This window comes from Streptomyces erythrochromogenes (assembly GCF_040684695.1).
Lineage (GTDB): Bacteria > Actinomycetota > Actinomycetes > Streptomycetales > Streptomycetaceae > Streptomyces > Streptomyces erythrochromogenes_C.
Genome location: NZ_JBFBGM010000007.1, coordinates 243,261 through 255,641 on the forward strand (window position 1 = coordinate 243,261; position 12,381 = coordinate 255,641).

Genomic DNA, 12,381 nt, shown 5'->3' on the forward strand with positions numbered 1-12,381 from the left:
CCCACAAGACGCACGACCAGGACAGGAGGGGGCGGTATGGGTCTGGCCGAGCAGCTCAGCGCCCTGGCCGAACAAGGCCGGGAGATCACGTTCGCTGGTCTCGGTATGCCCGCCGATGCCGTCCGTGCCGAGATGGGTACGGTCGCGGCAGGCCCTTACGCTCCCCTGCTGGCCGAAGCGGTCACCCACGCCTTCGACCACGCCGAAGCCGACTGGCACGACATCGCAGGCACATTCCCCGGCGGATTTGCCCGCCAGTCCAGCTTCCTGCACACCACCGCGACCATCGAAACGCTCCTCGCCAGCGTCTCCGCCACACAGCAGCTGGCCAAAGCACTGAATACAGCACTCCTCAGCGACTTCAACGCAGTGACAGGTACCCAGCCGCTTCTCGCCGCAGCCCGCCTCGAAGGCGCGGTCCGCCTCGCGGTAGCAAAATCGGTTAACCCCTACCAGGTCTGGGGAATCCTGGAGGAACTCGAACAGAGCGACACTCCAGAAGACCTCACCGAGCGCCTGCCTCGCATCATCGGTCTGGGATTGGACAGCTGGTCCAGCCGGGAGCAAGCCATCACCGCGACCCTGCGCTCCTATCTCGAACGCCTCTCCAACGACGAAGCCAGCGACATCGACGCCTTCGTCGAACTGGGATACGACCGGCTGCGCACCGCGCTCGCCTCCCGCACCGTGGCCGACGTCATCGACCACCTGCAGGCCGCGCACACCTGGTTCACCACAGCAGACGCCGCCGAGGAAGCCCGCCACGACGCCCGCGCCTATGCCGCCGTGTGCGACGCCTTGCTAGCCTTCACCGCTGGCCAGAGCACCAGACTCAACGAAGCCGCCGACCGGCTCGCGGCCACCCTCGACCAGCGCCACGCATGGAGCTGGGGCATGCACCAACCCGCCTGGCTGCAACCGCAGAGGGCGGCCGAAGTCGCGTGGGAACACCTCGTACTACAGCTGAAACATGCTGCCGAATACCTGCAGGAAGCCGTCTGGATGGAGCCCTGGGGCGCACTCGACTACGTCCTGACCGCCTACCAGGCCTCCCGCACCGTCTGCCCTGTCGGCTCAGCGGAACACGGCATGTCCCTCCTCGTCGAACCCGCCATCGAAGACACCTTCCTGCGCCAGCAATCCCTCCTCGCTCAGCTGCGCCGCGCTGTCACCGAACCGGACACCCACCCCACCGCGGGATTCGACCATGAGACAGCGTCCAAACTCCTGACCCGCGTGGAACAGCAACTGACGGCACGGCCATCGGGCCGGCGGGAGCACGGAAGCACCGCGGGCGCCTCCGCCGAGGAACCGCCCGGTGAAGCGGAGACTGAACGCGCCCACCGCCTGGCCCCCGCGGCAGTAAAAGCACTCGGACGTGCCTTCACCGCCCGACTCGCCCGCACCAGTACCGACGACGACCTGAAGGCGATCGACGACCTGGCCTATCGCGCAGACCTCACCCGGCTGCACAACTCCGACCCCGTCGTGGTTCCGCTGCTCAACCGTCTCCTGCACGATCTGGAAGCGTTCCCCGACTTCGTCGGAGAGACCCGGCGGACCTTCACCGTCCTGGTCGGCCAGACCGTCCACTTCCTCAGGGCCGCAGCCGACCTGGACACTGCCACCGCCTTCGGCGAGGGGCGGACCGGCCCGGACGGCAGACGCATCAAGTTCCGTGACTACCGGCGGCGCTTCGACAAAGCCGACGGCGACCTCGTTCCCGTCGAAGGAGACCTGCAGCAGCACTTCTACACCTGGCTCCTCAGCGGCCAGATCGGTCACCTGGTCCAGGTCGAAGCCGTCAACCGGGCCCTTGGACGGGCTGACATCCTCGTCCACTTCGGATCCCGCCAGTACCTGACCGAGATCAAAAAGAACCACACCAGCAACGACCGGGCCTACCTGGAGAAGAGATACCTGGCCCAAGCCGCCGAATACACCAACACCACCGCTCCCTTCGGCCAGTTGCTTGTACTCGACCTCACCGAGAAGGAGAAGGCCGGAACCCTCCGAGTCGACGAGCTGATCTGGCTGGCCAAGCACCGCCCGCCGAACGCCCTGATCGACCGCGCTGTCGTAGCAGCCGTCGTCACCGGCAACCGCTACACCCCCAGCGATTTCTCGGCGTAGAAGCCAGCCCAAGCCGGTTGCGCAGCCACACAGGGCCCCCGCGCGTTCCCGGCGGGGGGCTGCCGTGGCGCAGCGGCTCGCAGGGCAAGAGACTCTAGGCTCAGGGGCGGGCGATCACGGACCGGATTCGGTCCAGGTGCCGCATGGTGCCCTCCGGGCCGTACACGGCCACGCAGCGGGCGACGGCGGAGAGCGAAGACGGTGGCCAGCTGCGCGTCGTCCAGAGGGAGGCGCGGTGCTGCGCCGTCGCCTGCGAGGGCCAGGACCGCTTCGGCGACGGCCGTCTCCATGGGCACGCTCTCCAGCCATTCGATGCCCACGGGCCCCATCACCGCGCGGCGGTACGGGGAGAAGTCGGGGTCGGCGAGGACGGCTTCGGTCAGCAGCCCCGAGGTCTGCTGGCGCATGTAGGCGGCCGTGGTCGGGCACACGGCGCCCGCCGCCGCAGCGGCCGCGATGGCTTCCGGGTCCGTGGCGAGGTATCCGCGCATCAGGTCCAGGGCGGCCGTTTTGCCGGCGATCTGCTCCGTGCTGGCGGTCATACCCGTCCAACGACGCAACGGCGCCGTAGGCGCGGCCACGGTGCGCCGGCTCCTTGCGTCCGGGGACGGACCGGCGGCTGCTGACCTCCCCGATTCCGCTGCAGATTGGGCCGATTGGAGCGTCTGACCAGCCCTGATTGTGAGTGGTGCATGGTATAGTTTTCTTGTTGGTCGGCGGTGGCAGCCGGTCAGCAAGCCGAATCCACACCTCACTCTCCAGGGAGAGCCATGACCACGTCCGAAACGCAGGTCGCTACCACCACCGCAGCAAAGAAGGAGGTAAAGGAGCCCGTAAAGCCGACCGCGAATTTCGCGGGAATCCACGCGGAGATCATCGAAGCTCTGAATTTCGCTGAATTCGGAATTGCCCCGAAGGCGCAGCCGCCCGCTCAGCGCGGTGTGCTGATCGAGACCGGCGGCAACCGCATCGTCTTCAGCGCCTACGACTTCGACACCGCGGTGTCGGTCATGGTCCCGGCCGCCACGCCCGCCGGGAAGGGCTCCTCGCTCCTCGACTTCCCGGAGCTGAAGAAGACGCTCGCGGCCATGGTCGCCGGGGAGACGAAGGCCGTCGCGGCTCAGACCCGCGTCTCGCTCGCCGGAGACCTGCTGGCCACCGAGCACCTCACGGTGCCCATCACCACGCACGACATCCACGCGTACACCCCGCCGCTGGAGGCCGTGCCCGCCATGGCCACCATGGACGCGCAGACCTTCCTCACCCAGCTCAACCGCGTACTGCCCACGGCGGGTACCGACGACACGCTGCCCGTACTCACCGGCATCCAGGTCACGCTGGACGGCGAGACGCTCACCATGGCCGCCACCGACCGCTACCGCTTCGCCGTCGCGGAAGTCCCCGTCACCGCCACCGTGCAGCCGCCGGAGAAGCCGCTGGCCGCACTCATCCCGGCCGCCACCCTCTCCGCCCTGGCCAAGCGGCTGAAGAGCCACGACGGGCCCGTGGGCATCGGCATCCTCGAAGACAACCATGCCGAAGGGGACTCCGTGGCCACCTGGCCCACTCCCCGCGCCACGCTGTCGCTGGGCGCGATCACCATCACGATGCGCTCACTGGACGGCAGCCTCCCGAAGTACAAGTCGCTGTTCCCCAAGACGCGCGAGACGTCGGTCCGGCTCGACCGCGCCACGACCGTCCGGGCCGTCAAGAAGTGCCAGGCCGTCCTGAACGCCAAGGGGCTCAAGAACATCCCCGTGATGTTCGCCTGGGACACCGACGGAAACCTCACGCTCGCCCCCCGTCTGGACACGGCCGAAGGCAAGGCCCGGACCAAGGGCATGTCCATCCCGACGACCGTCACCCACGGCACCGGCGAAGGCCTGCGTGGCGGCCTCGCCGCCTTCAACCCGGGCTTCCTGCTGGACGCGCTCGGCACGTTCACCGGCGACACCATCACCCTGCACCTGGGCGAGATGAAGGACGGGCAGCTCAGCAAGCCCGGCCTCTTCACCGACGGCCCCGAGATGGCTGGTCAGGGCTACAAGCACCTGCTGATGCACGTCCGCCTCTCCTGAGCGGACAACCGCCCGCGGGGGTGGGGCGCGCCGCCCCACCCCCGCCCCCGGCGGGGAGTGGCACCCCGCCCGCCCGAACACACCCACACAGGAGGTACCCCATGGCTTTGATGCTCGACTGGCGAGGAACCCCGATCACGTACCACGCCCCAGGTCCTCTTCCCCCGGAAGTGGGGCCGCAGTGCCCACTCGACCGAGATGGTGGAAGGCGTCGTACACAGCTTCCACCCCACCGGACGGATCACCGTCGACGTCCTTCGAAGCTCCCGTCCGCGCGAGACCGGAGGAACCGGCCGCACCCGCTACGCGGTCCCGGCCCACAGCGTGACGGTCGTGCCCGCTCCGGCCGGCCTGCCCGCCGGAGACCCGGGTGACGCCGCACCGAGCCCAACCCCCCAAGCGCCCGCCCCCGCCGCGCCGCCCCTTGAGCTTCTGACGGTCGACGGGACGCAGTACGGGCCCTACCCCGGACAGCCCACCACGGCGTCGCGACCCCCGTACGGCACCTACCTCTTCGCCGGCGAGACCGCGCAGCGCATCGTCGAAGACCTGCACCGGGACAACTGCGGTCTCACCGCAGCGTTCGAGCCCGACGGCACGCTCACGCTCACCTGGGACGCGACCTACCGGGGCGAGCCCGGCGCCGAGCGCGTCACTCCGGACGCCCAGGGCCGCTACGCGATTGGCGGACTCTGGCCCTGGGACAACTGGCCCGAGACCGGCGAGCCGACGCCTCAGCCCTGACGCTCCACCCGTCCTTCCGCAGGACCCTGCCCGCGGCAGTACCCGTCTCGGTCCGCCACGGGCAGGACCCGGACCGGGACGCGTCCAGACGTGCGCCGACGGCCCGATGACCGCCGGGACGGCGCGCCCCCGTTCGTGACGGCCGGCGCGTACGGGCGAGCCAGGACCGGGCCTGCGGTCGGCCCGGCCGCCAAGGCTCCGCCCCGTGCCGCGCCGCGACCGATCCTCCGCTCACCGGCCTGCCCGACTGACCACCGACCTTCACCCGCAGGAGTGAATTCCCCCCTCGCGTACGCGGGCGGGGATCTGGCGGTGCACCCCCAACTACCGCCAAAAATATGGCCATTGACAACAAATGGGATCTTTCGCAATCTTTCGGGCGTGGCTCCAGATGGGGGCCCGGAGAGGAGTTCGTGATGGGCAAGCAGCGGGAGTTCTACGACGAGCAGGCGGCGGCCGGCAGGCTCGGAGTTCCGGTGGCCGCCTGGCGGTGGGCGGCAGGGTCCGGACTGGTCCCGCCGGCGGACGCGGGGCCGGGGCAGTGGTCGCGGTCCGCGGTCGACGCGGTGGACGCGGAAGGTGTCCGCGCCGCCCTGCGCGGGCCGATGTCCGCGGGGCAGGCGGCGGACCGGCTGACCGAGGCCCTGGGGCAGCCGCTGCCGAGGTGTCGCCCGCGGGTGACGGCTGCAGCGGTCGGCCATCTGGTGAAGGCCGGCCTGCTGGTCTGGCTCGGCGGGGAAGCGGCCTGCCCCGACGTCCACCCGGACCAGCTGGCCGCCCTCGCCCGCCGCCGGGACCTGCCGGCGCTGCTCGACCGCCACGTCCCCTTCGGCCCGGACCAGGCCGCGGTTCGCCTGGGCGTGCGCAGGGTCGATTACGACCAGGTCGTCAGGCTCGGATGGATCACTCCGGTGGCCTCCGTGATGATCGACTACAAGTCCTACGGAGGCTGGACCAAGGTCCCCCTCTACTCGGGGGTCGATCTCGCCCTGCTCCCGGTCCTGCGGCCCGGAGTGGACTGGGAAGCGCTGCGCACGGTGCCCGCCGGCCGCCGTTCGCCGCTCGCCGGCCTCACGCCGGTCGCACCCGGGCGAGACGTGGTGCTTCTGGCGGAGGTGGCGAGGATCGCCCGAGTCGGCCGCGCCGCGGTGGTGAACTGGCGCCGGCGGCACTCCGACTTCCCGGCCCCGGTCGGCGGGACTGACGTCCACCCGGAATTCGACCGAAGCGCGGTGGCCACCTGGCTCCTCGACCACGACAAGATCGAGATCCCGTCACAGATCCCGCCGGCCACCCTGCTCTTCGGCGGCGCCGACGGTGCGACAAGGCTCCGACTCGACGGCCCGCTGCTGCTCCTGGCGGACGACGCCCAGGACGAGGACCAGCTGGCGGGCTGGACCACCGAGGACGACGCCGACACGCTGGCCAAGCTCACGGCCGGGGAGTTCGGAGCGTCGCTACGCCGGCTGACTGCGCCCGGAGCGGCGCCGCTGGCGGTGCCCGGCGAGGTGCGGCTCATCGACCTGTTCAGGAACGGGTCGGGGGGACTGAAGGTGACCCTGGCGTGGCCGGCCGCCCTCCGGGGCGCCGCCTCAGACAGCCACGCGGGCGGAGTGGTGCGCCACGGCCTCGCGTACGCGGGGCCGGGAGAGTCCTGCCCGTGCAAGCGGCACGCCTGCGGCGGCGTTGTTCCCGTCTCCTGGTGCGCAGAGCACGGGGCGTCTGCCGAGCCGGTCCTGGAATGGCACCCGGGCGGTGGAATCCGCTGCGCGCACCTGGCCCGCAGCCGGAGCGCTGCCGCCGTAAGCGCCCCGTCCGGGGTCTGATCAGGCGGTGGGCTGGGGCTCGGCGAACGAGCCGGGCCCCAGCCGGGGCAGCGGAGCCCCGACGGAGCGGACGCCAGCAACTCCAGCCACCCGAGAGGTGCGCACCACACCCCGAAAGTGATGCATGCATGGTATAGTTATCTCAATGGTTGGCGGTGGCAGCCGACCAAACCGAAGACACGATCGAGAGGATCACAGATGACCATGGCGACGGCGGAGCAGTTCTTCTCCCAGCCCGGCCGCGAGTACCCGTTCTCCATCTCGGACATCGCTCGCCGAGCGGTGAAGTTCCTCGGCGACGAGTGGCACGCCGAGTCCGGCTACTGGGGCGTGACCGGCGAGATCACCACCCGGGACGGCGCCCGGTTCACCGTGGGCGTCGACCATGAGGGAGACCTCTACGTCCACGCGGACAAGAACGCCGAACCGACCTTCCTCCTGGAGTACTTCGACTGCACCAGCGCCTCGGACGGCCTGGAAGAGGTCACCAACCGCGTCGTCGCGGTCATTCTCGACATCGCCTGACCCGCGCCCCTCACCCCGCCCCGGGCGTCAGAAACGCCCGGGGGTAGGCCCGCGAAGGAGCCTTCCATGATCACCATTCCCGCGAACTGCCTGGCGCGCAACAACCGCGTGATCATCAGCAGTGACGAGATGCCCTACCTCGTGGACACGGTCACCGATACCCCTTCCGGTGGGGTCCGGGTTGCCTACTCCAGCGGCGACACCGTCGAGTACAAGGCCAGCGAGGAAGTCGCGATCGTCGGCTGACCGGACGCGGTGAAGGCGGGCGGCTCAGGGCCCGCCTTCACGCGCTCCCCGCACCGGCCGGACTCCGGCTGGGCGGGTGCGGCGAGGAAGGGCCGGCCGAGAGGCTGGCCGTCAAGCTCAGAGGCCGGCCGAGGGGCCGAGGCCCGCCCAGACCATGCTCGCGAGGGCCCCGCCCGCCATGAATGGCCCGAAGGGGATCATCGTGGTGCGGTCCGCTCGGCGTAGAGCGATCAGGGCGAGGCCGTGCGCGGCGGCCCCGAGGAACGCGGCGATGGTCCCGGCGAAGAGCACGGACCACCCATACCAGCCGAGCACCTGGCCCAGGACGAGCGCGAACTTGACGTCGCCGAAAGCCACGAAGCGCGGACTGATGAGGAAGAGAAGGAAGTAGGCGGAAGCGAGGGCGAGCCCGCCGACCACTGCGCGCGGCCATGAGCCGCTGGTTTCCCCTGCCAGCGCGGCCACCCCGAGGGCCGCAAGGGTCCCTACGGCCAGGGGAAGGGTCAGTACGTCGGGCAGCCTGTGCACGGACCAGTCAACGAGGCAGAGCAGGACGGTGAACGGCGCCAGCAGCAGCCAGACGAACAGCTCGGGCCGAGCTCCGACCCCTGCCCCGATCGCGAGACATGCCAAGGCGCTGGCCAGCACCACCCCGCCGACGGGGGCATAGCTACTACCCCGCCGATATCCGACCCCGGCCCCGGTCCAGGCCTTCGGGCCATTACCCCCCTGCTTGCCGGGATCCGAGACCGGAGCCGGCCCCCGGCTGCTGGTGCCGGTCGAGGACACGCACTGGGGGCACTGGCTTTGTTCACGAGATTGAGCAGCAGTTGTTCACCAGTTCCGACAGCACCACAGAGGGATGCGAATTCGAACGGTAGCCCACCATCGCAGTCCCACGGCCGCGCTCTCCCGTCTAAGGCGGCAGGCTTGCCCGCTTCGGCGCTCACCGAAGCGGGACAGCATTAGGTCACTCCTGCGGGCGCAGCTCGACCCAGCCGTAGTCGAAGTCGGGTGACTTGTTCGGCTGGGGCACATCGGTCTCTTGATCGGTCGTCTTGACGCGGATCTTCGAGGGGGAGACACCGGCGTCGATGAGCAGTCCGCGGAAGACCAAGAGCCGCTCGACCGCGATCCTCTGAGCCTCGGCTCCGCTGACCGCGTAGTCAGTGACTTTGGTTTCCAGTTTGATGCTGGCTCCCTTGTTGGCCGTCGCCCAGGCTGCGATGGCGGCCTGAGCCACTTCTGCGGACCCTCTCGACAGGATGGGGGCGTTGTCAGCGAAGGTGAAGCGAAGCTTGCCGTCGGTTTCGGCGGCCGTTAGGGCCGCGCGGGGGTTGGACGAGGGAGGGGTCAAGGAAAGGGAGCCGTCAGCGGGATCGCCGGCTTCCGGCTGAACGAACAGGTTGTCGGGCTCGGTCACAGGGTGATGGCCTTCCGGGTCGGTCGGCGCCCTTGTGGCGCTCGGCCTCACCATGATCGCGTAGAAGCCTTCCGTCGGTGCGAAATCGCTGAACCCGAGACGATTCAGAGGGCGTCGTCCTGCGCCAAGCCCGCGACAGCGCTGCTCCCCACCCATGCACGGTTGGCCTCAGCCAGCCCCGCAGAGGAACGCCAGCGGAACTCCGACAGAACAAGCCCCACCCCCGAGATCACCCAATCGAACAGCGGCGCTTGTGGCGCTGTCGGAACTGGTGAACAACTGCTGCTCAATCTCGTGAACAAAGCCAGCCCCCCATCCAGGCCGTCACCGGGTTCCCCCTTCACCGACCGCGGTGTAGGGGGCGAGGTCGACGCCGGCTTCCCGGGCTTCCTTGAGCCGGATCGACACCAGCCCGGCGGAAACCGACAGCTCCGCCGCAATCTCGTAGCCCTTCAGCCCCTGCCGGTGGAGCTCGACGATTCGGTCCCGACGCTGCCGGGACCGGCCCTCGTACTCCGCGCGTTCCTCGGAGACCATGCGCAGCACGGTCCGCGGGGACACGCCAAACCGGTTCGCAAGCTCACGCGCCGTCATGGGACGGCGCTCACGCCTGGGCCCCTGCGTCACGACGTCCCCCTCATGTAGTCGAGCATGGCGGCGGTGCGCTCATCCCGGCGTGCCGCGCGCGATTGACCGCTCTTCTTGCCGCGGGCGGACTGGATGGCGACGAAGGTGGCCTCGTAGACGGCCGCGCCGTCCTTCCACATCCTCGACCGCGTCGTGATCCACCGGTGGATGCTGTTGCCGATCGCGCGAGCCTCCACCCCCGGCAGCGGCTCGGCGAACTGGGAGTTCCGGGTGTGCACTTCCGCATGGATCGCAGCGTGCAGGGTGTCAGGGCTGCCGAAGTGGTGGCGCACCTCGCGATACGCCCAGGTCCGGGCCGTCTCGAAGATCGAGCAGTTGCGCCCCAGCCCCGTGATGTTCGTACGGAAGCGCTTGGTCTCCCGCCAGCGCGCTGCCGGCATGTGGCCGCCCAGCGCCTCCTCCAGGCCGCCGAGGGTGTGGAGACTGCCGTGGAGCCATTCCGTGCTCCAGTCCGTGTGCAGCGGGTTCTTCGTCATCAGGCCCGAGTACGCCGCATCCCCGTCCAGCGCCCGGCGCAGTCCCTCGGTGACGGCCGCGGCGTAGGCGAGGGGCTTGCGCCGGGCGTACTCGGTCCGCGTCACCGCCTCCGCCAGCGCCCACACCGCATGAGCGTGCCCGTTCACCGGGTTCTCCACCACCGCGTTGGGCAGCGGGTGCGAGCCCACCGACGACACCGCCCGCAGCACCGCGTCCGCGTGGTCCACGTCCACGACGAGAAGGTTGCTGATGGCCGACGGGTTCGCCTCCACGTACCGGCGCGTCATCGCCACCGGCCGCGGCTCCCTCCAGATCCCCTCCTGCAGTCGGTTCGTCGCGTACGGCCGCAACGGCAGCCACAACTCGTCCCACTGCCCCGTGGGCAACTCCGCACTCATGCGCTGATCATCCCGAGCCGGCGGGGCCGGATAGGCCCGGACACGCCATGAACTTCAAAGTCCGTCACGAACCAAGTCAGATGATTCGGGGATCCCGCGCCCTGCCTCTCTAGCCCCACCCTCACCCCCAGCCTCCAGCCCGCAGATTCAAAGTACGACACGAACCAAGTCAGACGGTTGGGGGTTTCTTGAACCCGACCCGGACATCTACCCCTGACTCCCCACCCCGCCTGACGGTCTGAATCAGGGGCTCTGGGGTGTGCAGGTGCCTCGCAGGGATCCGGAGGCTCTCCGGCCTGCCCGGGCCTCGCCCGCGGGGTGTCGCGTTTGGTTGCTGGCCTCGGGGCTTTTGAGAGACTAGGTTCCTACCTTGTGTGATGAATACGTGTTATGGTTGTCTCGTTGGTCGATGGTGGCAGTCGGCCTCTCCCGAATCCGTATCTCGTTCCAAGGAGACACCTCGTGAAGAAGCCCGTTCTCTGCTGCGCCACCCATGTGTGGGCTGGCGATGTGGACAAGGCCACGGAGCACTATGCCGCCTATCAGGAGGCCAATGCGGCAGGCCTCGACAGGATCGCCGTCCGGCTCGAAGCCCGCGATGCGATTGGGGACTTGCAGGAGGCGAAGGAACTGCGTGAGAACGCTGCTGCCAACCGCGAGGACGCCGCGCGGGCCCGCAGCGCCGAGGGCCGGGAGCACCTCCGCCGAACCGGCCTGTGGCTTACCCCCTCGTGTCTCGACCGGACCCGCGCCGGGGCCTGACCGCGGGTTGTGCTTGGGGCCGGTCCCGTCAGGGGCCATGGTGCGCTCGTGCTGGCCCGCAGCGCCGCTTCGGACTGAAGAGCGGCGCTGCGGGCGCAGGGCGGGGTACGTCCAGGAGCGGTTGGAGGAGCTCCGGGAGCTGGCCGAGGAAGCGAGGGCGCGGGGGCTGCCGGTCTACTGGGGGTAGCCCGGCCCCGCCGGCGCTCTGGAAGTGGCCGGGGGCAGGGCTGTTTTGACGGTGTGTCGATTGTGTGGCGGAGGCCCGAAAGGGCCTCTTTCTCTTTTCCGGGGTGGCTTCCTATTCGTTCCTCGGGCCGCTGGAATTCTCTCCACCCATTCCCTGACGCATCATCAGATTCGAGGGGTGTGACGGCCCGTCCGTGACGTGCTCCCGAGGCGCCGGAGAGGCGCACCCCGGACGTTCTGAGAGAATTCAAGACACCGGCAATTAGGCCGTAAGGCCGCCCCAGAATTCACCCCTGCACCCGCACCCATAAACCCGGTCGCCCGTGAGGGCGCCCGCCCCCGGTACGGCGCCCGGAAGGGCGCTGAAACCCCCTCAGGAAAACCGCCCGCACCCCCGCCCCGAACCCTCCCGCCCCACACCCCCACCCCACCCCGTACACCCGCACACACCCCCTCCCACCCCCACAGGCCCCGACAGGGGCCCACACCCCCCACCCAGAACCCCCAACAACCCCCCAACCAGCCACCACACATGACACCAACCCCCAGACCCTAGCCACACCCCCACAACGAAACACCCCCACACCCCCAAGGCTCCGAAGGAGCCCACACCACCCACCACCCCACCCGCCGGCAGGCGGGCCCCCCACCCCACAATCAACACCCCATCAAATCCCGCAACGCGGGATCAAAAGAAAGCCTGAAAGACTTTCAAAAACCCCAACAACCCACAACCCAGGATTGCCGAAAGGCAATACAACCCCGCCCAACAAAACCCCCGAAGGGGGTTGACATAAACCACCCACGAATTCCCCGAAGGGGAATTCCCTGCGGGAATTGCCGAAAGGCAATTCCTTTAGGGGCATTTATGCCCCTCCGTGACCTTCCGTGAGGCCCTGCGCCTGGGGCACGACTTCGTCGGCACCGAGCACGTC

At 69.2% G+C, this 12,381-nt stretch carries 12 protein-coding genes; 7 read left to right on the forward strand and 5 right to left on the reverse strand.

The window, feature by feature from the left end; all coding sequences use genetic code 11:
• The first annotated feature begins 36 nt into the window (after positions 1–36).
• Positions 37–2,133: a hypothetical protein gene (locus AB0O53_RS14495; RefSeq protein ID WP_365195680.1), complete on the forward strand. Its 2,097-nt coding sequence runs from the start codon at positions 37–39 to the stop codon at positions 2,131–2,133.
• Here AB0O53_RS14495 and AB0O53_RS14500 read toward each other — a convergent pair.
• The gene (locus tag AB0O53_RS14500) at positions 2,106–2,675 is read right to left on the reverse strand and encodes a hypothetical protein (RefSeq protein ID WP_365195683.1); all 570 of its coding nucleotides are present in this window, start codon (positions 2,673–2,675) and stop codon (positions 2,106–2,108) included. The two genes, AB0O53_RS14495 and AB0O53_RS14500, sit on opposite strands and share 28 nt — an antisense overlap.
• Before the next feature lie 399 nt (positions 2,676–3,074).
• Here AB0O53_RS14500 and AB0O53_RS14505 point away from each other — a divergent pair, with 399 nt between their 5' ends.
• The 5 genes from AB0O53_RS14505 (at position 3,075) to AB0O53_RS14525 (ending at position 7,552) form a co-directional block, all read left to right on the forward strand.
• Entirely contained in the window at positions 3,075–4,211 is a 1,137-nt protein-coding gene (locus tag AB0O53_RS14505) for a DNA polymerase III subunit beta family protein (protein WP_365195685.1), read from the forward strand.
• Between the two features lie 198 nt (positions 4,212–4,409).
• Positions 4,410–4,955 (forward strand): hypothetical protein, encoded by a 546-nt coding sequence (locus AB0O53_RS14510; RefSeq protein ID WP_365195688.1) that lies wholly within the window; start codon positions 4,410–4,412, stop codon positions 4,953–4,955.
• A gap of 416 nt (positions 4,956–5,371) precedes the next feature.
• Positions 5,372–6,781, forward strand: coding sequence for a hypothetical protein (locus AB0O53_RS14515; protein WP_365195691.1), 1,410 nt, complete (start codon positions 5,372–5,374; stop codon positions 6,779–6,781).
• 198 nt (positions 6,782–6,979) lie between these two features.
• Positions 6,980–7,306, forward strand: a complete 327-nt coding sequence (locus AB0O53_RS14520; RefSeq protein ID WP_365195694.1) for a hypothetical protein — start codon at positions 6,980–6,982, stop codon at positions 7,304–7,306.
• A 66-nt stretch (positions 7,307–7,372) separates the two neighbouring features.
• Positions 7,373–7,552 carry a hypothetical protein gene (locus AB0O53_RS14525; RefSeq protein ID WP_365195697.1) on the forward strand — a complete coding sequence of 60 codons (180 nt, stop codon included), beginning with the start codon at positions 7,373–7,375 and terminating at the stop codon, positions 7,550–7,552.
• Between the two features lie 117 nt (positions 7,553–7,669).
• Here AB0O53_RS14525 and AB0O53_RS14530 read toward each other — a convergent pair whose 3' ends face one another.
• From AB0O53_RS14530 to AB0O53_RS14545, 4 genes are all read right to left on the reverse strand, one after another.
• Complete coding sequence (locus tag AB0O53_RS14530; protein WP_365195700.1) at positions 7,670–8,185, reverse strand: prepilin peptidase; 516 nt, start codon at positions 8,183–8,185, stop codon at positions 7,670–7,672.
• Positions 8,186–8,522: 337 nt separating this feature from the next.
• On the reverse strand, positions 8,523–8,975 hold the full coding sequence (locus tag AB0O53_RS14535; protein ID WP_365195702.1) for a hypothetical protein: 453 nt from the start codon (positions 8,973–8,975) through the stop codon (positions 8,523–8,525).
• 324 nt (positions 8,976–9,299) lie between these two features.
• The gene (locus AB0O53_RS14540; protein ID WP_365195704.1) at positions 9,300–9,569 is read right to left on the reverse strand and encodes a hypothetical protein; all 270 of its coding nucleotides are present in this window, start codon (positions 9,567–9,569) and stop codon (positions 9,300–9,302) included.
• A 29-nt stretch (positions 9,570–9,598) separates the two neighbouring features.
• On the reverse strand, positions 9,599–10,498 hold the full coding sequence (locus AB0O53_RS14545; RefSeq protein WP_365195707.1) for a replication initiation protein: 900 nt from the start codon (positions 10,496–10,498) through the stop codon (positions 9,599–9,601).
• A gap of 462 nt (positions 10,499–10,960) precedes the next feature.
• Here AB0O53_RS14545 and AB0O53_RS14550 point away from each other — a divergent pair, with 462 nt between their 5' ends.
• Positions 10,961–11,260 carry a hypothetical protein gene (locus AB0O53_RS14550; protein WP_365195709.1) on the forward strand — a complete coding sequence of 100 codons (300 nt, stop codon included), beginning with the start codon at positions 10,961–10,963 and terminating at the stop codon, positions 11,258–11,260.
• Positions 11,261–12,381: the final 1,121 nt, after the last annotated feature.